Origin of the sequence: Acidiphilium acidophilum (genome assembly GCF_033842475.1) — a bacterium.
Taxonomy (GTDB): Bacteria; Pseudomonadota; Alphaproteobacteria; order Acetobacterales; family Acetobacteraceae; genus Acidiphilium; species Acidiphilium acidophilum.
The window spans coordinates 1-23,354 of the sequence record NZ_JAWXYB010000001.1 but is presented as its reverse complement, the minus strand read 5'-3'; the positions used below and the strand labels follow the sequence as shown (position 1 = coordinate 23,354).

General features: G+C 61.2%; 23 protein-coding genes and 1 pseudogene. 10 read left to right on the top strand and 14 right to left on the bottom strand.

Annotation, left to right across the window (positions count from 1 at the left end):
- The first annotated feature begins 81 nt into the window (after positions 1–81).
- A complete protein-coding gene (locus SIL87_RS00120; RefSeq protein WP_319612316.1) occupies positions 82–1,263 on the top strand; it encodes an IS256 family transposase in 1,182 nt (393 codons plus the stop codon).
- On the opposite strand, the gene SIL87_RS00115 is transcribed toward SIL87_RS00120, so the two are convergent.
- From SIL87_RS00115 to SIL87_RS00070, 10 genes are all read right to left on the bottom strand, one after another.
- The gene (locus SIL87_RS00115) at positions 1,238–1,840 is read right to left on the bottom strand and encodes a hypothetical protein (protein ID WP_319612314.1); all 603 of its coding nucleotides are present in this window, start codon (positions 1,838–1,840) and stop codon (positions 1,238–1,240) included. The two genes, SIL87_RS00120 and SIL87_RS00115, sit on opposite strands and share 26 nt — an antisense overlap.
- A gap of 7 nt (positions 1,841–1,847) precedes the next feature.
- Positions 1,848–2,201, bottom strand: a complete 354-nt coding sequence (locus SIL87_RS00110; protein WP_319612313.1) for a hypothetical protein — start codon at positions 2,199–2,201, stop codon at positions 1,848–1,850.
- Positions 2,202–2,239: 38 nt separating this feature from the next.
- Positions 2,240–2,863 (bottom strand): hypothetical protein, encoded by a 624-nt coding sequence (locus SIL87_RS00105; RefSeq protein WP_319612312.1) that lies wholly within the window; start codon positions 2,861–2,863, stop codon positions 2,240–2,242.
- A gap of 65 nt (positions 2,864–2,928) precedes the next feature.
- The gene (locus SIL87_RS00100; protein ID WP_319612311.1) at positions 2,929–3,432 is read right to left on the bottom strand and encodes a hypothetical protein; all 504 of its coding nucleotides are present in this window, start codon (positions 3,430–3,432) and stop codon (positions 2,929–2,931) included.
- A 176-nt stretch (positions 3,433–3,608) separates the two neighbouring features.
- Positions 3,609–4,142 carry a hypothetical protein gene (locus SIL87_RS00095; protein WP_319612310.1) on the bottom strand — a complete coding sequence of 178 codons (534 nt, stop codon included), beginning with the start codon at positions 4,140–4,142 and terminating at the stop codon, positions 3,609–3,611.
- 15 nt (positions 4,143–4,157) lie between these two features.
- Positions 4,158–5,447 carry a hypothetical protein gene (locus SIL87_RS00090; RefSeq protein ID WP_319612309.1) on the bottom strand — a complete coding sequence of 430 codons (1,290 nt, stop codon included), beginning with the start codon at positions 5,445–5,447 and terminating at the stop codon, positions 4,158–4,160.
- Positions 5,448–5,678: 231 nt separating this feature from the next.
- Complete coding sequence (locus SIL87_RS00085; protein WP_319612308.1) at positions 5,679–6,917, bottom strand: DotG/IcmE/VirB10 family protein; 1,239 nt, start codon at positions 6,915–6,917, stop codon at positions 5,679–5,681.
- A gap of 1 nt (position 6,918) precedes the next feature.
- Positions 6,919–7,983 (bottom strand): DotH/IcmK family type IV secretion protein, encoded by a 1,065-nt coding sequence (locus SIL87_RS00080; protein ID WP_319612307.1) that lies wholly within the window; start codon positions 7,981–7,983, stop codon positions 6,919–6,921.
- Entirely contained in the window at positions 7,980–8,645 is a 666-nt protein-coding gene (locus SIL87_RS00075; protein ID WP_265637972.1) for a DotI/IcmL family type IV secretion protein, read from the bottom strand. The genes SIL87_RS00080 and SIL87_RS00075 overlap by 4 nt, the downstream gene beginning before the upstream one ends.
- A 121-nt stretch (positions 8,646–8,766) precedes the next feature.
- The gene (locus SIL87_RS00070; RefSeq protein ID WP_319612306.1) at positions 8,767–9,732 is read right to left on the bottom strand and encodes a hypothetical protein; all 966 of its coding nucleotides are present in this window, start codon (positions 9,730–9,732) and stop codon (positions 8,767–8,769) included.
- A 1,461-nt stretch (positions 9,733–11,193) separates the two neighbouring features.
- Here SIL87_RS00070 and SIL87_RS00065 point away from each other — a divergent pair.
- From SIL87_RS00065 to SIL87_RS00030, 8 genes are all read left to right on the top strand, one after another.
- Positions 11,194–11,703 carry a hypothetical protein gene (locus SIL87_RS00065; protein WP_319612305.1) on the top strand — a complete coding sequence of 170 codons (510 nt, stop codon included), beginning with the start codon at positions 11,194–11,196 and terminating at the stop codon, positions 11,701–11,703.
- Positions 11,700–12,296, top strand: a complete 597-nt coding sequence (locus SIL87_RS00060; protein ID WP_319612304.1) for a hypothetical protein — start codon at positions 11,700–11,702, stop codon at positions 12,294–12,296. The genes SIL87_RS00065 and SIL87_RS00060 overlap by 4 nt, the downstream gene beginning before the upstream one ends.
- Positions 12,297–12,414: 118 nt before the next feature.
- Positions 12,415–13,527 carry a hypothetical protein gene (locus SIL87_RS00055; protein WP_319612303.1) on the top strand — a complete coding sequence of 371 codons (1,113 nt, stop codon included), beginning with the start codon at positions 12,415–12,417 and terminating at the stop codon, positions 13,525–13,527.
- Positions 13,524–16,226, top strand: coding sequence for a DUF3991 domain-containing protein (locus tag SIL87_RS00050; protein WP_319612302.1), 2,703 nt, complete (start codon positions 13,524–13,526; stop codon positions 16,224–16,226). Before SIL87_RS00055 ends, SIL87_RS00050 begins: the two co-directional genes overlap by 4 nt.
- A gap of 49 nt (positions 16,227–16,275) precedes the next feature.
- On the top strand, positions 16,276–18,753 hold the full coding sequence (locus SIL87_RS00045) for a DotA/TraY family protein (RefSeq protein WP_319612301.1): 2,478 nt from the start codon (positions 16,276–16,278) through the stop codon (positions 18,751–18,753).
- A 14-nt stretch (positions 18,754–18,767) separates the two neighbouring features.
- Positions 18,768–19,226, top strand: a complete 459-nt coding sequence (locus SIL87_RS00040; RefSeq protein WP_287995515.1) for a hypothetical protein — start codon at positions 18,768–18,770, stop codon at positions 19,224–19,226.
- A 147-nt stretch (positions 19,227–19,373) separates the two neighbouring features.
- Positions 19,374–19,673 (top strand): hypothetical protein, encoded by a 300-nt coding sequence (locus SIL87_RS00035; RefSeq protein ID WP_287995518.1) that lies wholly within the window; start codon positions 19,374–19,376, stop codon positions 19,671–19,673.
- Between the two features lie 9 nt (positions 19,674–19,682).
- A complete protein-coding gene (locus SIL87_RS00030) occupies positions 19,683–20,441 on the top strand; it encodes a site-specific DNA-methyltransferase (RefSeq protein ID WP_319612300.1) in 759 nt (252 codons plus the stop codon).
- Positions 20,442–20,498: 57 nt separating this feature from the next.
- Here SIL87_RS00030 and SIL87_RS00025 read toward each other — a convergent pair whose 3' ends face one another.
- The 3 genes and pseudogenes from SIL87_RS00025 to SIL87_RS00015 all read right to left on the bottom strand — a co-directional run.
- A complete protein-coding gene (locus SIL87_RS00025; RefSeq protein WP_319612299.1) occupies positions 20,499–20,714 on the bottom strand; it encodes a hypothetical protein in 216 nt (71 codons plus the stop codon).
- Positions 20,711–21,007: a plasmid mobilization protein gene (locus SIL87_RS00020; RefSeq protein WP_319612298.1), complete on the bottom strand. Its 297-nt coding sequence runs from the start codon at positions 21,005–21,007 to the stop codon at positions 20,711–20,713. Before SIL87_RS00020 ends, SIL87_RS00025 begins: the two co-directional genes overlap by 4 nt.
- Before the next feature lie 69 nt (positions 21,008–21,076).
- Positions 21,077–21,538 (bottom strand): annotated as a pseudogene (locus tag SIL87_RS00015) (SIMPL domain-containing protein); the annotation flags it as partial.
- 82 nt (positions 21,539–21,620) lie between these two features.
- Here SIL87_RS00015 and SIL87_RS00010 point away from each other — a divergent pair.
- A protein-coding gene (locus tag SIL87_RS00010; RefSeq protein WP_319612297.1) for an IS3 family transposase occupies positions 21,621–22,762 on the top strand; the annotation gives its coding sequence in 2 pieces (ribosomal slippage) (positions 21,621–21,888 and positions 21,888–22,762; 1,143 coding nt in all).
- Positions 22,763–23,084: 322 nt separating this feature from the next.
- On the opposite strand, the gene SIL87_RS00005 is transcribed toward SIL87_RS00010, so the two are convergent.
- Positions 23,085–23,324 carry an SIMPL domain-containing protein gene (locus SIL87_RS00005; protein ID WP_319612296.1) on the bottom strand — a complete coding sequence of 80 codons (240 nt, stop codon included), beginning with the start codon at positions 23,322–23,324 and terminating at the stop codon, positions 23,085–23,087.
- Positions 23,325–23,354: the final 30 nt, after the last annotated feature.

Below are 23,354 nucleotides of genomic sequence, written 5' to 3'. Positions count from 1 at the left end.
CCCTTGCCGGGGCATGCCCCGGCAAGGGCTGTTCATTCTGGTATTCCATGCAGTTGTTCACACCAACATGGAGACCGATGAATGGACGCCAAAAAGGATACGATTATCGAGGCACTTTTGGAACATCTGATCGAAAACGGCGCAGGCGATATCGCCACGGTATTTGCCAGGACCTTCGAACTCGCCATGCAGATCGAGCGCGAACGCTTCCTCCACGCCAGTCACTACGAGCGCAACCCCGATCGTCAGGGTTACGCCAATGGCTACAAGCCCAAGCGGATCGATACCCCGGCCGGGTCGATCACCGTCGATGTCCCCAAAACCGCCGGTCACGTGGGCGAACCCTTCTACCCACAGTCCCTCGAACGCGGCCGACGCTCGGTCCGCGCCGTCATGGTCGCCGTCGCCGAAATGTACATCAAAGGCGTCTCCACCCGCGACGTCGAGGCCGTCATGCGCGAATTCGGCATCGAAAGCCTCTCCTCCGCTCAGGTCAGCCGCGCCAGCAAGCTGCTCGATGACGAACTCGCCGCCTGGCGCACCCGACCCCTCGCCGAGATCCGCTACCTCATCCTCGACGCCAGATATGAAAAAATGCGCGATAATGGCGTCGTCCGCGATGCCGCCGTGCTCTCGGCCATCGGCATCGGACCCGATGAACGCCGCCGTGTCCTCGGCGTCTCGGTCGCCCTTTCCGAGGCCGAAGTCCATTGGCGTGCCTTCCTCGAAAGCCTCCATCAGCGTGGCCTGCGAGGCGTCGAATTCATCGTCTCCGATGACCATGCCGGATTGCACGCCGCACGCCGCGCCGTCTTCGGCGCCGCACACTGGCAACGATGCCAGTTCCACCTCGCCCAAAACGCCATCCACCACGCCCCCAACCACGCCATCCGCAAACGCATCGGCGCAGAACTCCGGACCGTCTGGAACGCAAATTCCCTCGCCGCTGCCCAGATCGCTCTCACAACCCTCGTCAATGCCTATCGCGACACCGCACCAAAGCTCGCCGATTGGCTCGAACGAAATATCCCCGAAGGCCTCACCGTCTTCACACTGCCAGAACCCCACCAGCGCCGGCTTCGCACTTCCAACCCCATGGAACGCGGCATCCAGCAGGAACTCAAACGCCGCACCACCAAAATCAGGGTCTTCCCCAACGAAGCCTCCCTCGAACGCCTCGTCAGCGCCGTCCTCGTCGAAATCGATGAAAAATGGGCCGCCGACACCAAGGGCTACATCAAGTGGGACTACCAGGATGCCTGACCCCCGCTCGCCCTATTTTCCAGACATCAGGTTGCTCAATCAGCAGATCCGTGGCCAGAAAGATGTTCTGGGTGTCGGCAAGTGAAGGGGCTCCCTCGGACAATTTGGCCTGTTCGGCGGAGACGATCTTTTCTTCATCGCGGGTCAGCAGTGCCCGACGAGACCAGACCACGAGGAAACAGCGCTCCCAGCGCATCAGCTTGGGAAACACCACCTCACGCTCATTGAGGATGTCGTCGAGATTGATGTCGAGTTCACGCGCCATCGCCCGCGGTGCGGCCAGATGGGTGGCGATGGTCTCCTGGATGAGACCGGGATCGGTCGCAAACCACGCTTGAAGGCCGTGGCCCTGAAATTCGAATCCCGACTGGATATCGAGACGCAACGCCTCAACCTTGGCATCGACGTCGCTGGTATTGAACATCCGCCGTGATCCGTGGATCTCGATCAGCGTGATATACTCGCCCTTGCTGCTCAGCAGCGCCGCGCCATCCACCGTCTCGAGATCGCAATACGCATCGAGGGGCTGCTTGAAGAATCCGAAAATGCCGCCGAGAATTTTATCCGACAGGGCCATGATCCCCTCACGCGCCACGCGAGGGTGGTGGGGATGTACGCGGATAGATCGGCGTCGCAGCTGCGGATGAGGTGATACACGCAACACCGGTGATCCGGCTGACCATCGATTCAAACCGCGCCATATAGATGAGACCACGCAGGATTGCGGCCGTAGCGGCGATGGTCAGACATGGTTGCAAGCGCGACGGATCACTGATCACCGCGTCAAGCCCAACATGATCGAACCAGGCTGTTGCCAGCACCCCACCGGCTCCGACCGTGATTGATGCAGCGCTCGCGGCCTGAGCCATACCAAGCAGGGTTTCGCCGGAATCAAGGCAGGCCCCGGCGATGGATTTTATGATTTCGGGAAGAGGCATCGGCTGCATACTCCTGATGTGGGATTTGATTGTCGGCATCACGCAGCAACCAGATCTGTGTTGATTGCGTCGAGGGCGGGTGGTTCAACGCCGAGTGCTGCGGCATACCGATCCCGACCATCGACGACGTAGCGACCGAGCGGCAGCAGGCGCAGACCGACACTCAGCTTCTCAGGACAGGATCCGCGGCCCGGATCGACTGCATAGAACAGGGTCACCAGATCGCGGGCATTCGGTGCATAGCCGCCGAGAATGATCCTGAGGCGCACGTTTCGATTGGCCAGAGCAAGATAGGTTGAGACCAGATCCCTTGTTGTCTGATCGTCGAGTGCGGGTCTGTTCCGATGATCGATGATCGGGGTTTCGCCCGCGCTGATCAGACGCTGATGCAAGAGCCGAGTCAGCCGGTTGATGGCGATCTGCGGGATCTCCGTTACCCACACCGGCAGAAACTCGATCGCCGCATGGGACCGGTGCAACGACTGACATGAACGGCAGAGCGGGCAAGCCGCGATCAGATTGCTGCGCCTGAAATTCCTTGCGTCATTGTCCAGGAAATAGAGATCGAGCCAACCACCACGCGCCGTGCAGATGGCGCAAACATCTGTCGCGTCCGCGATGACGGACAGGCGCGTCTCAGCATCGCCCCGATCGAGCGCCACCGGATGGGCGGGACGGCAGACCGAAGGGATAAGATGCTGAAGACGCGCCATCACATGAACTCCGGTCAGCCGGCGCCAGCGCCGTTGCCGTAGGTCATCTGCGCCGTCTGGCCGGTGACCGTTGCCGCACCACCGGTGACGGTTTCGGACGATTTGCCGACCATGCTGGGCAGACCCGCCATGAACCCCGCGGCGAGCAGCGACGCGAAGGCGTAGCTCATCTTGTGCTGCCCGTTGGGGTTCTTGTGGTGCTGCCAGAAGGTGTAGGCGGCATAGGCGGCTGCGATGCCGGCGATGCAGTAGCTGACAAACTCCAGCGCGAAGCCGAAGCCGTAGGAGAGATCGCCGGATGTCGCCGCGGCCTGCGCGCCGATGCCGCCGGTAACGGCGGTGGGCGCGGTGCCCGCCGCGAAGGCGATGCCGTGACCGAACGTGATCGCGGCGATGGCCACCGCACCGGCCCCGAGGATCCGGCGCAGGGCCGGGCGGGATTTCGGTACAATGGTCGGGGTGGTGGACCCGGCACGGTCATCGACCGGACCGGATTGACGCTTGAAAAGGCTGGTCATGAAAACACTCCGTGATTGAGAGGGACAATTCCCGGCGACAGGAGAGCGATCTGCATTGCAAGTGGAGCGGACAAAATGCGGGTTGCACGCTTTTGTGATTTGGGCGTCCGAATTAGGCCGGACGCCAGGGGCACGCGGGGGAACGGAGCGGTGCCGGATGCGCCCGTTCCCGCGTGTCAGGAGAAATTCGACATGAGCCATTGCGTCACCGTGACGATATTGATCAGCCCCAGGCCGAAGATTGTCTGAATGAACGGGCCGGAATATCCGCCGCGTCGTTCGCCCTTGCCGATCGCGTAAACCTTGTTTCCCGCAAGGAAGACCATCAACGCGCCGAAGGGGATGAAAAAGCCGATGAACATCTGAACCATATTGAGCACGGTCGCTTCCGGCGTCGCGCCGAGTACCCCGGTCGCGGTCGAAGACGTGTAGGAGGTGATCTGCGAGGCGATGCCGAAATTGACCGTGCCGCCGAAGCTCGCCTCCAGCTTGTCGAGGATGCGATCGAAACTCAGGAAACAGCTGCCGATCCCGAGGGCGAAGAACGGCAGATATTTATGACCGGCCCAATAGGACCCGGGCTTGGCCGACTGCCAAAGCCCGTAGCCGCCGAGGATGAACAGGCTGCTGCCGATGATGTAACAGAGAGCGGGCAGGATGATCGTGATCGCATTGCCGATCGCATCCGCCAGATTGAGAAACCCCTGCACGGCAGCACCCTCCCCTTACTGGTGGATCTGGCCATGCGTGGTGTTGACCACCCAGGATGTGCCATCCTCCGTCACGGACAACACCCGACCGACCCCCGGCACCACATCACCGACTGAAACCTCATCGGTGCGCCCGTCGCGGGAGATGATCGCAACACCGGGCGAAGACGCTATGATCCGATAGCTTGACGCCGAGATCTTCCCGGACGGAACCGCGCTGTGCGACTGGAAAATATGCGGATGGATGGCCGCACGCGGGGCCTGAGCCGGTTGCACGGCCAGCGCCAGCGCGCTCTTTGCCTCATCGAGGTGCAGGGTGCGGCTGAAAATATCGAGGCGCCGCGTCGTCGTTGCCTGCAAGGTGGCCACCTGATGCGCCAGCGCCTCATTCTCATTGCGCAGCTGGGCCACCAGAACCCCGAGCTGGGAGACCAGCGAGAGCACGGGGATCTCGGATTTCGGGGTCAATGGCCCGGCCACGAGATGAGTTGCCGTCTGCACCGGATGGGCAAGCGTTGCCAGCGTGGCAGGGCCACCGGCTGTTCCGATCGGCAGTGAGTGCGGGGGGGCGGTAATATCGGTTGCCATCGGAAGTGAAGCGTTCGAAGTGGCTGGTGTGGACGTGACGTGCGACGCCATTGTCGGCGCAATCGGATGAAGCAAGGCGTTGACCGCAGGTGTCGTGGGCGTCTGAGACGCACCGACAGCAGCGGCTGACTTCGGGGTGGGCGAGAGCACCTTGGGCGCGACCGCTGATCCCGTTGGAGACGTCGATGCGGTCGTCCCCGATGACGCAGCAGGAGATTTTGTCGGCACAGGCTGGTGGGGGATCGGGGCCATGACAGGAACAGGGGCAAGCCGTGCCGTGGTGGCTGGATTTTTATCGCCCATGACAGGGACAACGACGCTCTCGCCCAATCGCGACTTTTTTGCTTCGGTCGCAGTCGGCCTGGAAGCGACAGGCTTGTGTGATGCCGTCGGGATCGATCCTGGCTTGAGGTCCAGGATCGATTGAAAGGTGGATTTCGACAGATTTGCCGGATGCCCGGACGACGACATCGTGTGGCTCATGACATGCGTCTTCGCCGCATCTGTATGGGTATGGGCGACACCGACAATTGTATCGGTCGATGTTGCGGCGGGTCGTGCTTTATCCGATGCGACCGCGTGATCGCCAACGCGGAAAGCCGGCGGGGGTGATAATTCCGGGATGACCGGGCTGGAGGCCATAGGCCGCGCGGGAGATGACGGCGTGGAGCGATTCATCTTGTGGTTGAACACATGCGCAATCAACGGTTCGATCACCGGCTCGATCCGGTGACGTAGGATCACGCCCGCCGTTGCGCCGACAACGACCAGGGCGGTTGTCGCAAACAGGATCGTGTCGCGTTTACGCGGTCGGCGTGAGGCGGCAGTCTCGGTGGTGGGGGCGGTCGGAGCGCGCGGGAGGGGTACGTCGGAGGTTGCATCAGACATGGTGGGGCCTTTCGGAACGATGGAACGGCAGGGAGAACAGCAGGGAGGGATGACGGCGTGTCACGGCGTGGCGGCTTTCAGGGGCGACAGAAACAGGACGCCGACATCGGTCCCTGCCGCCAGTTTGACCGTGGGGCCTTTTGGTGCCGTCTGCTGGATGATGTTGCCGAGTGTTCCGGCGGCATTGCCGAAACCGGCCGCAACCGCCTGACCGGTGTTGACGTGAGAGAAAACGGTCAATCCACCGAGCGGGGAGGTTTGCTCTATCGATCCGCTCTGTCCGAGCGATCCGCCGAGCGCCTCGACGAAAGCCGCCGCGGCCGGCAGAACGATCCGATCGACATAATGCTCGTTCACCGACGTCGCGACCGCCGTGCGCATCGTATCGGGTGTCACGACCAGCGCGTTGATCGACGACTGCTCGCCATCCTTCAGGGTGATCGAGTTCAGCTTGACGACAAGCCGGTCGCCCTCGCGGCTGAAAGACCCGAGCATGTCATCCCCGGCAATCGGCCCGGACAAGGCCTGGACTTCGACCGGACTACCGCCCTGATCGGAAGACACGGCGAGCTTCGTGACCCCATACACGCCGTGACCGGCCGGTATCAGAACGCGCGGGCGCGCGCGTGGCGCCCCGAAGGGGAGCTTGCCGGTTTCGCGCGAAGGGCCACCCTGCGCAGCGGTGACCGGGACCGGGGGCGGGTCTTTCACGGCGACGGGTTTGACGATCACATTTGTGACCGGACCCGGGCCGGACATCTGGCCCATCAGCATCCTGATCTCAGCCGTGTAAGTCTTATACCGTGATGGATCATACGAAGCGACGGAGGTTGGCGGAGGATCTGTGACGCGCGGATCCGCACCTCCTGGCTTGTGTATTGGCTGGGTCGATTGCTTTGACGGAGGGGCAGCAGAATGCGCCGGCAATGTCTGATCGACCGCAACGATGGGCGGTGTCACGGGTTGTGCCATCTGCCGGGGATGATTGGCGACAGCACTCCCAAATGGGCCCGCATAGCTTCCGCCCGTTGCGGCGGCTTTCTTCGCGTCCAGCTTATCCTGATACGCCATCAAATGCTGGTCGTAGGTCGAGGTCGAGCGATTCCGTGTGCCGCCGCCATGCCCAAGCTTCGGGACCACGCCGGCGACACTGACCGGCAGCTTGGGCTTCGGCTTGACCACCGCGTACGCACTGATCGCCGTGACTCCCAACACCCCGGCGCCGATCAGCAGCTTGCGCTTGCCGACGGCCGACACGCCGGTACGGATCTGGTCAAAGATGGGAAATTTAGTGGCCATATCAGTCCTCCTTGAAAGAGACGGAGAAAGTGCGGCCATCGCCACCTGACATCAGGACGACCGGCGTATTGGGCACGACGTAGATCCCGACACCATCGGGGCCGTATTCCGAGCCGTCCCATTCCGGCGACAGGATCTTGTCGCGCGTGCGGATGTAGATCTGGCCGCGATACCGCCAGGCCCGGATCGCTTCGGGCGATGCGCCAATGACACCGAGCGGCACAGCATCCGCCGGCGGTTCGCCATTCAGCATCGCGGTCAAAGCCGGAGCGCCGGTCTCGGGAGCGTTCGACCGGACGTAGACCTCGGGGGAGGCGTCCGGACCGCGCTGATTGATCTGCACATCGAGGCGGGCCTCGTAATGCGTGGAATTTGTCAGAATCAGAAACGGAAGCGGGGCCGCAGCGCCCTTGAGATTGACCAGCAACCCGCCGCGCGGATAGCGCGAACGGGGAGAGATCTCGAGGACGTTCGATCCCTTGTACGGAACGCAGACAATGAACCCACTGGCCACAATCGCGGGCATAGCCGTGCCCGCAGTCGCTGCGGTCGCAGGATTACCGCCGTTCACACAGGTATCCGATTTGGTGGTCGGAGAGCCGGGCGCCGGATTGGAATTGGTCGTCCATGCGATCGGCCAGGGCGCTCCGGAACTGTCAAGAAATGCAACCGCGGTCGGAAATCCATAGGCGGTTTCGATAATGTTTGTGACCGATTGCGGCCCGAGACCGATCGTCACCGTGCTGGTCACGGGGATTGCCATTGGCGACGTATGAGCATCCGCGATTGCCTTCGAGACGCCGTCATAGCGATGCTGCAGCGCGCGGATCATCCCCGGGGTAATCGGAATGGCGTTTTGCGCTGCGGCCGAGAAATTCGGATGAGGTGATCCGTTTTGGGGTAGAAACGCCGGGGTAACGGATCGCGCCGCGCCCGAGAGTTGTCCGTCAGCCGGTTGGGCGTTCTGCGCCCACGCCGGACACCCGCACATGATCATCAAGGCGGTAGTCGAGCACAGGGTGAGGCTGATGCGCTTGTGTCGATACGTCGAATACATCTGGATCATCCCATTGGTGCAGAAATAATCTGGCTGATCGCGAGACCGGAAGGATGGTGAAACAGTGAGGCGCGGACAACATCGACAGTCATCATGCGTGTCTCGGTGTAATGGCGCTCCTCATTTCGGTACGTCACGACCATCGGAAATTGCAGAATCCACGTATATCGATTGCCCACAACGCCTTGTTTCTTGATCGCAGGGCCAGCCGTCGGGACAGCGCTGCCAACAAGGTCGTAGAATTTCATCCGCTCGAAATCATGTTCCTTGATGAAACTGGCGGCGAAGGCCTGCCATCCGGCTGGGGTGAATTTTTTGGAAACACGGGTGAACTGCGCGCGATAGTTCACAAAATTGACGGAATAAGCCTGATCAGTCGCATCGACCGCGAAACGGAAAACGCGGCTCTGGGCATAAATCGCCTGATTAAGCGGATAAAGCCGGATCGGATCGCCGGAGCGAGATGTGCCAAAGAAAATCTCTTGTCGTGGATGCAGGAGCGTCCAAAGCTGGCATCCCGCGAGCATGGCCACCGCAATCGCCAGAATGAAATTGGCCGTCAAAAGGCTGCGGATCCGCGCAAGCAGAAAATACGGATTGAGAATCTGACGCGAGGATGGCCCCGTCTCCGGTGGTACGCGTAGCTCAGTTCCTGCCGTCACGTCGCTCATCCATTGATCTCCCGATCCCGATTTGTCATCGTGGGGGGAAGAGTCGCAGGCGCTATCGCGAGTCCAAAGAGGAAAAAAAGAGTGTCGGAATTTGGCAAAAACGATGAAATAATCAGCATAGTCACAGACTGTACCCCTCATATCCATGTGCGCTCGCGATGATGTGAGGTGCGATATGTCGGGACGCGATTTCGGTACGACGAACGGGGAACAAGATGCCGCTACTCAGGCATTTTTTGAAAACGAAATTCTGTGCCCCGTAGGACTGCGAGATCTGGGCCAGATCGAAGCCCGGGCTGAGCCGCCCGGGCCAGACGGCGCGACTGGATCGGCCGTAGTTCGCTTCAGATCTTCCGCAATAATTCGAGAAGGTCCGCGCGACGACGTGGCGCGAAACCCCGACAATGCGTGCGCAGCCATCGGGAGACACGCTGGCGACATAAAGCACGCCGAAGCACTCGCGCAGCAACGGGGGAATTCCCCGCGCCGGCTTCTCGATCCGGAAATCAGGATTGCTCGCGGCTCGATAGACGGTCTCCGCCGCAGTCTTCAGCCGAGCCAGGGAAGACGAATCCAATTCAGAGCCCACCTGTGCCACAAAAGAGGTCAAAAGCTGGTCGGCGCGTGCGGCGGGATAAAGCGGCGACGGGCACCGGGGCTTTGCCTGCCGGCCCGGGCGCGGTGACCTGCTCCGCGCCCGGGCACGCTTGCGTCGGCGGTCCGACTGCGATGACATCGATGGCGCGGATGAAGGTCCCGCCGGCCTCGATAGGCCAGGTGACGGGATAGCAGATTCAGGATCAGCTTCGGCATTGCCCAAACCAACCGCGGGGTCAGCCAAATCTGCCCAAAGCGCGGCGCGCATTGAGCCACCGCGCCCATACGGCAGTCCCATGCGACGAAGGCATGACAGTAACTGGGTCCGCGAGCGATCAACCAGCGAGGCGATAGCCTCGATCGGAACCTGTGCCACAAAATTCCGAACGATCAGCCCGCGTTGATCGTGCGACAAATAGCGCGCGGACTTGTAATGCCGAAGTGGACGGTCGTGTGGCGGCGAAAGCCCTGCATCCTGCGCAATACGCACGACTAATTCCGGTGACAGACCGACCCACGCGGCAATCTGGCGACGACCGGGCCCCCGCTCAGGTCGCAGCGCAAATCGGGTCATCATCTGCACGGCGACAATAGTCGCCTCGCGCTCGGAGAGAGGGCCAGGAGCCGTCGCTCCAACGGCCGCGGATACCGACGGGCAGTCTGGGTCTCGCAGATCATCACGCCGCGCCGGATCCTGCTTGAGGAGCGTAACCGAATTACCTAACGCGACCGCTCGTAAGCCGTTATTCCAAATATATCGGCTTACAGAATCCTGCTCATCCCCGGGAAAGCCCTGGAGAGGTTGCGTGCCAGCATTAAAAGGCAATGAGTGGACCGTAGTCACGGACATACGAGCCTCCGACCCCGATCGAAATAGACCGGATACGGAAATTCATCCCCTACAGCACGATCTGCATGCAAGCCCTAATTTAAGTCCCCCCGGAACACCCGCAAAATCGAGTTGCGCTATAAGAACGTATTCGTAACGGAAAGCGGTTTTTATAAACCAGATACCAAAAGACGAAACTAACTGGCTGTTTTTTGCGATCTGAGAACGCTATCAATCCAAATATTGAGTCGCGCTGGGAGCGCCGTCGGGCGACGTGGGCCGAGTCGACAAAAGACTCGCGTGACATAGGGTTATAAGCTGGGATTCGAGTCCGGAATGAAGTTGAGAAACCGAAAATCACCCACTTATTACAACGTTGCGTTGCAACAATGAGTAACAGATGTTGATAGTGACTAAATAGTTACATCCGTGTCGCCAGTGACTAATCACAAACGAGTGAATAGAAATTAGAGCGTAATGAATAATGCGTAATGTCAGAAAACAGGTTATTATCTTTCATATTTGTCTATCATTCCGATAGAAAATAATGCTTTGAAGTGGCGATCGCAGACGGCATTCGCGGGCGATACCTGAAAGGACAGCAACATGCCCGCCCTGCTTATCAGAGATCGACAGACCCGCAATCCAGCCCTCTTTGGGATTGCCTTTCTGGCAGTCACAGCAATGACGCGACCAGCACAGGCGAATGTCGTTATAATCGCCGTACCTACAAAGACAGTCACATCCAATGTCTACACGCGATCGGTAACGAAAGACCCGCCACGTGAGTCCAATGCACCACCGCTGCCGTCACGGCACCCCGATTATCCAATCGTGAAAGGATTTGGCACGGCCATACCAATCGCTACGGCCCTCCGATTGATTGTACCGCCATATGTCACTGTGCATTTCGGGGTAGGCGTGAACCGCGAAATGCCCTGTTCCTGGCGTGGCGGGTTGCCGTGGCCCGCCACATTAGCCACCGCTTTGGCCCCCCTCGGCTTGCACCTCAGCGCCACCCAGACCACCGCAAAGATCACCATAAAAAAAATTTCGTAGCCGCGATTTTTTATAGGTCCACTTGCATTCGCGCCTGCCACGCTCCGCGTGAAAGGACCGCTCATGCCCGATTTACCTTCGCCTCTGACACTCGAACGCAAAGCCGTTGAAGCCTGGATCATCCGATGTTACCCGCAGATATTCCTGGCGCCCGGCACCATCCTTGCCGACACACCCGAAGTCGAGGCCAAAGTCCAGGAGGTCGGACAGCGATTTAACGAAATCTGCACGAGGCCCCCCAACGTCGTCGCTGATCTACTTCTCGAACCAGAAACGCTCGACCACCTGCTGACCGGGTTGGCCTGGCTCGATCTCCAGCGACGCACGGCCCTGCTGATCTACCTCGAACATCTGCCTGACGACGTGGGCAACCGGATCATCAGAGCCATGGTCGGTGCCGATCCCGATCACCGCGGCCGGACGGTGCGCGAGACAATCACCCTGATCCGCCGCGCCGAAATCATCGAGCGCATGACCCAGCCCATCCGCATCGAGGCGTTACATGCCGCCACGTCCGGACGCCCTCTCCTCGCCCCCTTCACCACTGGAACATCCACAAGGACACACCTATGACCACGCGCTTATCAAAGGCGCTCCTGATCGTGAGCGCCATTGCACTCCCCCTCGCCATCACAGCAAGGGCGGCCACCTCAGCGCAAGGATCGTCCGCCGAGCAGACGGCCGGTTGCGTCGCGATGGCCAACGGCGCAGCCGCCGGTATCTCAGCCGGATTATCAGCTGACTCCAATGTGCTGACCGCCCCCACGCCGGTCACCCAATTGACCTGCCTGTCGAACTTTTTTCACGGCGTTGGGCTCAATCTCATCACGTCAGTCTTCAGCGCCAGCACATTGACTTCCATTTTTCAGGACGTGGAGGGACAGATCTGCGCCAGCGTCAATCAAGCCTGGCAGAATGCCACGTCCTCGGTCAGCCAATGTGGCATCTCGATCAGCGGGTTTCAGATCGGCGGCTTCGGCACGACCGGCTTCGGGAATTTCTGCCCCCAACTCTCCTTCGGAGGGGGCGGCGCCAACCTGCTCTCCGTCACCGGATCGCCGAGCCTCGGCCAAAACACAGGTATCTACGTCAACGGCACATCCCTGATGCCAACCGGATATCCCGCTCCACAAACGACGCAGGGGAGCGCCGGCAATGGCTCATGAATTCAGAAAATCGGTCCTGCTGACCGCCGGCGCTGGCGTCCTGCTCGGGGCGACGATCCTCCAGCCGCCCAAGGCGCACGCTTTATTCGGAACCGATATCGCGGCGCTGATTGCCGCCGTGAATGCGGTCGCCAGCAAGGTCGTCTCAGTCGGCACCGACGTCACCAACATGCAGAACGCGATCGAGGGCAAACTGGCATCCGAATTCGGGTACTCTGGTGCCCAAGGCGGCGGTGATCTGCGCACAACCTTGCAAAACGGATTTAATCAGAACGCCAATTACGCCAAGGCCGCAGTCGGCGCCAACGAGCAGGTCGCCGATGCCGTGCTAGCAGATAAAGCCACAGAAAATCTCCAGAACCATCAAATCCAGATCCAGAACAATCACGTTCTCACCCCCCAGGCCTGCAATGCACTGACCAATGGCCAATCGATCGTCGTCGGTGCCCATCAGACAAGCGGGATCGCCAATTCGATTGAATCGGTAACCGACCCGGTGACGATCGCCGCACCGGGCGATCCCTCCTATAATTCGGTCAGCGAGGGCGTCGCCTCGATCAATGCGTTGCATGATCTGCGCTATTGCTCTGCTCAGGACATGGCGGCCGGCCTGCCGTGCAAGGATGGATTGAGCCCAGATCCCGACGCCGACCAGGAAGCGGCCAGCCTCCTTGGGGTGGAAACCTACCCGAATCAGACATCGGCCACGGCCGCCAATGATTATAGCCAGACCCTGATCGAACCCTACGCGCCGGCCGCCCTGCGGGGGCCAGCGCTCACGTCGCTCAAAGGGCAGTTTGCTGTCGTCAAACGCCGGCAATACAACGCGCAGATGTCGTTGGCGCGGCGCGTCGCCACCGACATTCAGGCTACCCGCACCCCCAGCGTGGACCTCACCGCCAGCCAACAGGCCGAACAGACAGCGCTCGGCATGCCTCAGACCCAGACCGCATCGTGGCTCGGTGCCCTCACCCTCGCCGTCGATCGCCGGGAAAGCAGCACGTCCTGGCACGCGGCTCTCGAATCTGACCCCAACGCGAAAACGGTGCTGATCTCGGTCGCCGATGAGCTCGCCCAGAGCAATTACATCGCATTGCATCGGCTGAAATCACAGCAGCAAACGAACTTGCTGCTCGCGAGCATCCTCGCCGACAAGGCGAAAGTGCTGCTGCCTTCATCGGCCACCCTGCCGACACCGCAGATCGCATCGAATGGGGGAGGCGGATCATGAGCCCGCAGCCCGACAACCAGATCCTGAAATCCGCTGTCACCTGCCCGGTCGTACTGGAAAACGCCGGGTGGCAGACGGATGACAAACCGGGTGGCGACAAAATGGTCTGGCGCGAACGCAACGCGCCTCCGAGTGCGCCGTCGATCGTCACCACATACGGCGGGCAGGGATTCTTTGTGCAAGGCACACAGACGAAGGGCGACGTCTTTGATCTCGCCGGCTACCTCGATCCGACCCTGACGTCTTTCCCGGCCCGGCGGGCACGGGTCGCGGGTATGGCCTCACCCGATGCAATCGAGCAAGCACGAACTGCCACTGCATCCAGCACTCCCGACGATGCACGGCGGAGCAGCTACTCCCGTCTCTGGGTCACGCATCACCCGCTGAAGGAAGGAAGCCCGGCCTATACCTGGCTCACCGAGCAGCGGGGGATCCACCCGATCGTCGCCCAGGCCGCTATCGCACAAGAGGAACTGCGCGAGGGTCCCAATGCTACCCTTTGGGCAGCACACCGCACCGCTTCGGGTGACATGACCGGGTGGGATGCCGAAGGGCCGGGATTCAAAAACTTCGCCTCCAACGCCACACGGTCCCTGTTCACGCTCGATGCCGCCAATGGCAACGCCACGCGCATCGTCGTCGCCGACACGCCGATCGAGGCGATGAGCCTCGCCACGATCGAACGCATGCGCACCGACACGCTCTACACGGCAGTCAGCGGGGCGGTCGGGCCGGAAACCAGCGCGACACTGCGGGCCTACATCGACCGGATCAACCCGGAAACGCTGTCACTCGTTGTCGCCACCCCCACGACCGACGCCGGCAATGCCCTCGCCGATCGGATCGCTACCATCGGCCACGCCGCCAACTTCGTGCCCGATCGGATCTTCCCCTCCCATGGACAAAAGGACTTCAACGCCATGATCACCCGCGACACCACAACACGCGCCCCGGAAAACGACGGCGCTACCGCCCCGCGTCCCGCTACCTCTGAGCGGACCGCCCCGAATATCGAGACGATCGAGCGCGGTCAGCCGCGAGCGGTCAACGAAACGGCCAAGCTCAGCGTCGATATCGGCCAGAGCGAGGCCGGCTTCCATTATAAGAGTATCGTGACCCTGAATGGTCGTGACCTGCCGGCATCCGAATGGAGCCAGTCCTTCCCGACCCGCGACGAAGCCCGCGAAAGTGCCGCTTTCAGCGCCGGCCGGGATGTCGAACGTGCCATCGCCGGAAATACCGGCCCGAAAGCCGCCGCAACATCGAACACGAACCCTTATCTCCAAGTGCTCGATGAGATTGGGAAGAATGCCGCAAACCTCCCAAACACAGGAGAGTATAAGCAGCTATCACAACGGATCAGTGATCTCGCGGAGCGTGCGCGGGAACCGGGCGCGCTCAACGACAAGGCAACACAACAAGAAATCGCCTGGGCGATGGCAGACACCGAGCGGGCAACCGGGGTCAGGACGAATGTAGGAGACAATATCCGCGACCAGCTTCTCACGCTCGCGGTGACGATCCAGGGGTTGAGCGATCCGAGCGTCGTTCGATTGATGAAATACACGAACCGTCTGGATAGCCAGGACACAGTCGACCAGATCCGCGATTTTGCGGTCCGGGTCGCCCAGAACAACCCCCCGCAGGTGCAGTCTGGCGACAATATGGTCCTCGCCAAACTCGAACAACGCGTTCTCGACGAAAATCTCAACCAGATGACACAGCAGCAGACCCTTTCAGTCGAGAGGGGCGCGCGAATGGAGCAGGACAATCAGCTTAACCAGGAAGTCCGGCAGAACCGGACTGTCGAAGCGCGGGCTCAGACCGCACAGGCCCCGTCGGAAACAGCAGGGGCCGCTGCCGGACAGGGAACAACGCAGCGCCCCGTCGTGCAAGCCACCACAGCCAATGTCAAGGTCACGCCAGGCACATCGACCGGTCCCGGATGGTTGGAGGCAGTGGCCAATCGTGTGAAGGAATCGCCATTGTTCCGCGCCCCCGCCCCTCGGGCGAGCAACAATAACGGTTTCACCCACAACGCCGAAGCGGCACAAACCTCAGCACCCGCACCAACCCAGCCCGCCCCCTACGCTGATACCAGTTTCGATCATAAGGGTGCTGTTGCCGGCATTGAGCGGGAGCTCATCGTCGAAGGCGTCACCGAAGCCGCCGTCACAGCAGCACAGGCCCTGACCAGCCTGCGGCAGATGATGGGGGGTATTGGCCAGAAGATCGACGCTGCCGCTGAAAATGATCCCGGAGGCTACGCCAACGTCATGTCGGGCATGAAACCCGGCGGCCAATACGCCGAATTGCGGTCGGAACTGGATGCGCAGATCCAGCAGACCCAAGGCTTTGCCGGAACCTACCAGCAAGCCACCGCAGCCCTGGATCAATATGTGTCGAGCAGATTGGATGCGGAATCCTGGGTTCGCAGCAATGCCATGAAGGTCAGTGATCTCGATAAGGACCTCGCCCCCGTCGAAAAGGGGTTGTTCGAATCACTGCAAAAAACGCCCGGACTGACGTCGGGCTTGAGCATGCTTGAGGAAATGGCCACGAAATTTGGCGAGGCGATCGGGCAGATCATCGACCGGGCACGAACCGCCCTCGGCTTCGGTCCTGGCATGGGAAACGACCCCTCTCCCTCCTCCGCTGGACCACAGAACGAACAACGCCCCGGCCCGCGCCCCGGCTGATCCGCCTCACCCGCTTCGTTATTCCCGGACCCCGCACAGAGAGACCACCATGATAGGAAAAATTGCGCGACTTGCGAGGTTGATCCTGATCTCGTTCATCCTCACAGGAACGGTCGTCTTGCCCGCCTTCGCCGCGACCGGCGCGGGGTCCACCCAGACCGGCACTCAGGTCACATGGCAGCAACTGAACGCGCCAAACGATTGGGCCGGCGGGGTGATCAACGATTTGTTCCCGATCAACCTGACCGGCCAACAGACCGGCACACCCACTGCCGGAACCGGGATCGGCAACGAGCAGACGGTCATCGGGACCATGATGGGCTTGTTCAACGGCATCGTCGGTCTCATTGCGGCTGCCTGGTTCGCCTACGCGACCTTGATGGAGATCCATCGCGGTGCCGAAACCGGTGAAGTGCTCTCCGAACGGACCAGCTCATGGGTCGCACCCCGGATCGCCATGGCCGCGATCCTCATCATCCCGGTGGCCGGCGGGTTCAATGTCGGCCAGGCGGCCGTCGTGCAGATCGCCCAGTGGGGCGTCGGTATTGCCGATCTGGTCTATGATGCCGGGCTGACCGCCCTCGGTCCGGGTGCCCTGCCGATCGCCACCCCGCAAGTTCCGAACGCGCAGCGTATCGTCGCCGGCATGGTGGAGGACGAGGCGTGTCGGGATCTCATCAACGATGTCTCCGGCTCGAACACGCGGACACTGATCGTACCGGAACCCGCGCCGATCTTCCGGCAAAGCTCCTACGGCAGCGAATGGGGTATCCCATCGAGCATCGGCAGTGCGATCAGCAAAATCCCCTACATCGGACCTGAACTCAACGCCTTCGTGAACCCGGCGGTGGGCACCGGAGGCACGCTGATCTATCCCTTCTCCGCCACCAGTGGCGATAGCGGGGGAACGCCCGTCTGCGGCGAAATCACCCTGCGCACCCCTGCACCCACCAGCGGATCAGCACTGAATGCCACGGAAAATATCGCGACCGATCAGGAAGCGGCCCTCGACAAGGTATACTACGGCGACATCGAGCCCCAGGTTTCGACGATCATCGCCAATTATTTCCAGTCGGATAATCCCCAGCTCCTCACCGGTCTGATGAACGTCATGACCACCGCAACGTCAGACTATTCGAGCGTTCTCACCAAGGCCGCGTCCAGCGTCGTGAAGGAGGAGGGACAGAGCACGATCCAGAAGGAGAACCTCAATCAGATGAAGGCGCTGGGATGGAGTGGCGCCGGCGCGTATTTCATCCAGATCGCCGCGATGAACGGCCGCAACCTCAGCATTCTCGACAATACCGCCAGTGTCGCGGCACCCAGCTGGAGCGGACTCCCCGCCGATCTCAAATCCGATCTCGCCCAATACATGCCGCCGGTGACCAGCTTCCTGAACGAGATTCAGATCGATACCAATGTGGACGCCGGTGCTACCCCCCCGACCGCCCTGATCAGCAATCGCCCCTCATCGAGCGGGCTCGGGATCATCAACACCGTCTTCGATGCCATCGGCATCAACCGTCGGCTGTTGAACTTCGTGGCAACCGCCGTGCTGCCGACCAACGGTGAATGGTCCGATCCCTTCGTGCCGATGATCAATCTCGGCCAGCACATGGTCGAGGCCGGTATCTCCGCGATCGGGCTTTCCGCTCTGCTGAATACCAAACTCGGAACGGTTGCCGCGGTCGGGGGGCAAGCGCTTGTCGGCGACGAGGTCGGTGCGGTTGCGACGGCCGCGATGGCTGCCAGCGGTGTATTAAGCCGCTTGATCAACTTCATCTATTTTGTGTGCATTGGATTGATTTTTCAGGGGCTTATGCTCGCCTATGTGATCCCGATGATCCCGCTCGCCCTCTGGATCGCCCAGGTGATCAACTGGTTGATCCTGGTCTGCGAAGGCGTCATCGCAGTCCCGGTCTTTCTACTGGCTCATATGACGTATCGCGGCGATGGTTTCCACGGGGCCAATGCTAGCTACGGCTACAAGATGCTCCTGAACATCCTGCTTCGGCCCGTCGTGATGTTGTTCGGCTTGATGCTCAGCTATTTCATCTTCACCGCCGGGTCGTGGTTGATCTTCAACCTGTTCACGCTGGCCGCGGATTTTGTGTTCAATCAGGGAAACGTGGTGACCAATTTCTTCGGGCTCATGATCATGGTCTCGGTGATGGTGATCATGCTCACCACGCTGGCGATCCTGTCCTTCAGAATGATCTCGATGGTCACCAACATCATGCGGTGGGGCAACCTCGAACCGGCAGATCGAGTGGATGGCATGCAATTCGCTCGCGAGGCGACTTATGGCGGGGCTGAGGGTGCCGCCCGCTGGGTTTCCGGGAAGGCACCATACCAGATTGCCAATCTTGCCACGGGTTATGGCGGCTCCGGAAATAACGGGATGACACCGGGCGGGTATCTGCCATATAATAAATCAAGTCCTGGTGGATCAGGAGGCGGCGGCGCTGCTGCCGAGGTTGATTCCACACTGGCGGCGACCACCGAGGTCATTCCGCCGGCAGAGTGAAAGGAGTGCCTGCTATGAGTGATTACATGGCTATGCAGCTGGGCAGCATCAACGGAATCCTTGCGTCTGAACAAGCGCAGCGTCGGCTCGACGAGATGATTGCCTGGAGAAACAGGAATCAGAACGCTCCGCCTCAGGTCGACCCTGCTAGCTTCTACGACCTGATCAACCAGCATAATGCCCTGGTTGAAGACTTTAATCGGCAGAGCAAAGAGAATGCCAATCTAAAATGGCAACTTTTGCAGAAGGATGCCGTTGTCTCGAGGAAGAGTGTCGAAATCGAGAAACTGAAGCTCGATCTGATGGATGAACGGATCAAACTTCACGAAACCGAGTTCAAACTGCAACGCTCGGAACAACATGGGCTTCAGTGGGTCGAGACAATCGGCAAGTTCCTGAAAGCCTACCGGCATTATCGCCGTCTGCTCGGCATCAAGCGCGGCGACCCCTACGACGTTCCCGGCTACTGGTAAGGTCCCTCTGACCACCACCGAAAGGAGCGCCAACGGCGCTCCTTTTTCGTTCCAGCCCCGGAAAACCAGCCCTCCTCCACCCAAAAAAATTATGCGTGCAGTGGCGATAGCACCCGCCATGGTGGTCTCCTTCGAAGGAGATCACCCATGCGTCTACCCATCCTTGCCGTCATCCTGTCCTGCACCGCCCTCGCCGGCTGCGCCTCAGGTAACCTCAAAACCGAAGCAGATTACCACGCCCCGCCCGCGCGACCCGTCGCCGATCCCTCTTTCAACCCCTACGCCCCTTATGGCAGTACCCACGCCACCTGGGAGCCCCCAGTCCTCAATCGCTGGCAAACCATCGTCAAACCAAACGATCCCAGCGTCACCCTCACCCGTCCGGATTACGAAGCCGCTCCCTGGGCTACCGGCGCAAAATCCTCTGCCTTCAGCGCCACGTTCTGAGCCGTCGCAATGTCCGATCCAATCGAGCGCGTCGATATCGGCCGCGCCAGCCTCTATCGCGGCAACGCGCTCGATGTTCTGACCCAGATCGGGGCCGTCGATACCATCCTGTCCGATCCTGTCTGGCCGAACTGCCCCACAGGTCTCATCGCCGGCAGCGAAGATCCGCCACGGCTCTGGCAGGAAACCATGCGGGTCATGCGTATCCCCACCCGCCTGGTCGTGGTGCTGCGCGGGGACAGCGACCCACGGTTCCTTGCGCCGGTGCCGACCGCCCTGCCCTTCTTCCGCCTGATCCACCTGCCCTACACCATCCCGGCGTTCGTCGGGCGCAAACTCGGCCGCGACGAAATCGCCTATTGGTTCGGCGATCCAATCCGCCCTGGTCGCGGCCGCAACCTTATCCCCAGCCGCGCACCGGCCGCCCAGCCGACCGACGCAAGGACCAACGGCCACCCCTGCTCCCGCGCGCTGAAACATTTCGACTGGCTGGTCGAATGGACCAGCGATCCGGGCGAAACCATTCTGGATCCCTTCATGGGATCAGGAACCACCGGCGTCGCCGCCATGCGCCTCGGACGGCGTTTCATCGGGATCGAGATCGATCCCAAATGGTTCGATCTCGCCTGCCGGCAGATCGATCAGGCCGAACGACAGGGCGTCCTGTTCGACGGCCCCGCCATCCCCCGGCCGGGGCGGTCCAGAAATCCCACAGCAACCGCCGGCGTCACGCCCATGCTGCCGCTGCTGGATCGACGTCCACCGTAATCCGCTTTCTGGATGACCGACCCTGAAGAGCCTCAACCACCGTCGAGACACACCGTATCAGTCGGTCTTTCCCCGCGGCGGTAACCGGCGCGACCGGTTCGAAACGGGGCTGACCGTCATTCCCGCAATCATCCCTTCGAGCCTGCTGACCCGATCGCGGAGGTCCTGCACCACCACGGTCAGGTCGCGATTCTGTTCCGTTAACTGGGTCACCCGGTCATCAAGCAGAACGATCCGCCGCATCGCAGCGATCGCCTCCCCGTAAAGACTCACGGACGAGACGCCGATCGCGGGGCTTTCGGTGGAGAGGAACGTAAATGGGAAAGGTGCCGCGCGGTCTCGGCAATCGCGGCGTCGATCCGGCTCAGGGCGGCGGGATGCGTGTCCTCGAACAGGTCGAGCAGAACCCGCAATTCGGCAGCTTCAGCCTCAGAACCGATCTCATAAGCCGCGGCACCACGACGCATCAGCTCGCCGGCGGACATCCCGGCCGCGCGCGCCTTCGCGTCGATCGCCGCCCGCTCCTCCGGCGTCATCAGAACCAGCAATCGGGCAGATGCACTCATATCGACCCCCATAACCTATATAGGTTCCTATATAGATCGGGCAGGTCCGGCGATGCAATTGGAATCCGCTCAGCCCGGGGCCGGCTTGCGACCGAAATGCTCCCAGAACCGGCCCGCGGTGGGGCCAAACCGGAGATCTGCCGTCATGGTCACCGTCGCGCTGATCTTCGAACGCGCCGGCGCCACCTGAACCGGTCTCGCCATCGCCGCCAGCATCACCGGACTGCCCGGCCGAAACGGGGGCGGCGGCATCACAATCGCGGTCTCGGCCGATTTGATGCCGACCACAGGCTCATGAAGCCCCACGGACAGACTATGCAAGCGGACCTCGGCACGCGTGAGGGCGGCACGCAAGGCCACCAGGCGCATCCGCTCCTTCACGCGGGGTGAAACCTCACCCCGCATGGTCTCAATATCGAGGCCGGCCGATTGCAGCCGGGATAGAAGCCTGCCGAACGACGGGGGAACCGGCCCTGCCGCCAGCGGGATCATGACCGTCAGATCCTGGCGCCCCGACCAGGAGACCACCCGGGTCCGCTTGGTTACTGCGGCGGCTCCGGTTTTTTGGACAGTTGTTTAAGCTAAGGCTGGCCGGTCGAGAGAGGAGCCAGAGATGGGTGTAAAGAGGAAGCAGCACGGGGCGGAATTCAAAGCTCGTGTGGCGATGGCGGCGCTGTCGGGGGAGAAGACCCTGGCGGAGTTGTCGGCTGAATTTGGGGTTCATGCGACGATGATCAGCGCGTGGAAGCAGGAGTTGGTGAAGCGCGCAGGGGAATTATTCGAGCGCGGCAACAAGGCGGCCGTTGCCGAGGACGCACAGAAGATGATCGATGATCTGCACCGCAAGATCGGCCAGTTGCAGGTTGAACGGGATTTTCTTGCCGGGCAGCCCGCCATCTCCCGACTGCTGAGAGGCGGGCGATGATCGCGCCGAATGCGGAGCTGTCCATCAACCGGCAATGCGCCCTTCTGGGTGTTGCGCGCAGCAGTTTTTATCATCGTCCGCAGGCGGAGTCGGCGGAAGAACTCGATCTGCTGGCCCGTCTTGACCGGATTTTCACCGATCATCCGGTCTACGGCAGCCGCCGGTTGCAGGTAGCGTTGGGGCGAGAGGGAATTTCGGTCGGTCGCCGGCGGATCCGGCGCTTGATGAAAAAACTCGGCCTCTGCGCGGTCCGGCCAAAGCCCGACACAAGCAAGCCCAACCACGAGCACAAGATCTACCCCTATCTGCTGCGCGACAAGGTGATCGACCGGCCCAATCAGGTCTGGTCAACCGACATCACCTACATCCCAATGCGTCAGGGGTTTCTGTACCTGGTCGTGATCTTGGACTGGTCGACCCGGAGGGTTCTGGCATGGCGGTTGTCCAATACGCTCACGGTGGGGTTCTGCATCGAGGCGCTGCGTGAGGCGCTGGCGCGGTTCAGCAGGCCAGAGATTTTCAACTCCGACCAGGGATCGCAGTTCACCAGCGAGGAGTTCACCAAGGTGCTGCGCGAGCACGGCGTGCAGATCAGCATGGACGGGCGCGGGCGCTGTCACGACAATATCTTCGTCGAGCGGCTCTGGTGGACGGTAAAGCATGAGTGGGTCTACCTGCGTCCGGCTGCGACCGGCATTGAACAAAAGCGCAGCCTGAGCGAATTCTTCGACTGGTATAACCGGCGACGACCGCACCAGGCGTTGAACTGGCAGACGCCGGACGAGGCGTATTTCGGGTCGACCGCTGCGGCGACGGCGAAGGCGGCGTAACCCGATGGAGGCGAGACGCTGTGAATTTGTGGACAGTCGGCTGCGCCGATCCCCGCCTGACCGCGAAGACGCGGTCCCCTGTGGACAAGCCGGGGAAAACGAAGGGTGTTTTCCCCGCCTTGCCCACAGGTCGGCGGCTGCCCACAAGCTTCACAGCGCCACAGCAACCGAAGGATTGATTCTGAATTTGTTTCCGGGGATCATGTTCACCACAAACCGGGAAACCAGCTTTAGCTTATTCTCCCCCGGAACCTGTCCAACCTACCGGCACCACCGCATACAGCCACTTGACGCGTGACATGATAATCCGCCGTCCGGGCCTTTACCCCAGGCACGCCCGGACCAGCGCCATGGCCTTGCCCATCTTCGCATTGATATCCGCCTGCACCGCCGCAGCCGTGCTCTTGTCAGCCTGAGCGGTGAGGGTCGCCATCATCCGGTCCGGACGGACAAGTTCGGTCGCCCGCCCCGAAACCGTCACAACCGTCGCCGCCTTCGCGCATCCCATGCCGCCGACCAGGATCGTCAGGATCAGCGCGGCCGGCAGGATGACCCTATCCACAACCCCTACCCCACCCCGTCGAGGTCATCG

What these genes read in the sequence shown, in the direction of transcription:
- SIL87_RS00120 (WP_319612316.1), top strand. Translation starts at nt 82, where the DNA reads ATGGACGCCAAAAAGGATACGATTATCGAGGCACTTTTGGAACATCTG.
- SIL87_RS00115 (WP_319612314.1), bottom strand. Translation starts at nt 1,840, where the DNA reads ATGGCCCTGTCGGATAAAATTCTCGGCGGCATTTTCGGATTCTTCAAG.
- SIL87_RS00110 (WP_319612313.1), bottom strand. Translation starts at nt 2,201, where the DNA reads ATGCCTCTTCCCGAAATCATAAAATCCATCGCCGGGGCCTGCCTTGAT.
- SIL87_RS00100 (WP_319612311.1), bottom strand. Translation starts at nt 3,432, where the DNA reads ATGACCAGCCTTTTCAAGCGTCAATCCGGTCCGGTCGATGACCGTGCC.
- SIL87_RS00085 (WP_319612308.1), bottom strand. Translation starts at nt 6,917, where the DNA reads ATGGCCACTAAATTTCCCATCTTTGACCAGATCCGTACCGGCGTGTCG.
- SIL87_RS00080 (WP_319612307.1), bottom strand. Translation starts at nt 7,983, where the DNA reads ATGATCCAGATGTATTCGACGTATCGACACAAGCGCATCAGCCTCACC.
- SIL87_RS00075 (WP_265637972.1), bottom strand. Translation starts at nt 8,645, where the DNA reads ATGAGCGACGTGACGGCAGGAACTGAGCTACGCGTACCACCGGAGACG.
- SIL87_RS00065 (WP_319612305.1), top strand. Translation starts at nt 11,194, where the DNA reads ATGCCCGATTTACCTTCGCCTCTGACACTCGAACGCAAAGCCGTTGAA.
- SIL87_RS00060 (WP_319612304.1), top strand. Translation starts at nt 11,700, where the DNA reads ATGACCACGCGCTTATCAAAGGCGCTCCTGATCGTGAGCGCCATTGCA.
- SIL87_RS00050 (WP_319612302.1), top strand. Translation starts at nt 13,524, where the DNA reads ATGAGCCCGCAGCCCGACAACCAGATCCTGAAATCCGCTGTCACCTGC.
- SIL87_RS00045 (WP_319612301.1), top strand. Translation starts at nt 16,276, where the DNA reads ATGATAGGAAAAATTGCGCGACTTGCGAGGTTGATCCTGATCTCGTTC.
- SIL87_RS00040 (WP_287995515.1), top strand. Translation starts at nt 18,768, where the DNA reads ATGAGTGATTACATGGCTATGCAGCTGGGCAGCATCAACGGAATCCTT.
- SIL87_RS00035 (WP_287995518.1), top strand. Translation starts at nt 19,374, where the DNA reads ATGCGTCTACCCATCCTTGCCGTCATCCTGTCCTGCACCGCCCTCGCC.
- SIL87_RS00030 (WP_319612300.1), top strand. Translation starts at nt 19,683, where the DNA reads ATGTCCGATCCAATCGAGCGCGTCGATATCGGCCGCGCCAGCCTCTAT.
- SIL87_RS00020 (WP_319612298.1), bottom strand. Translation starts at nt 21,007, where the DNA reads ATGAGTGCATCTGCCCGATTGCTGGTTCTGATGACGCCGGAGGAGCGG.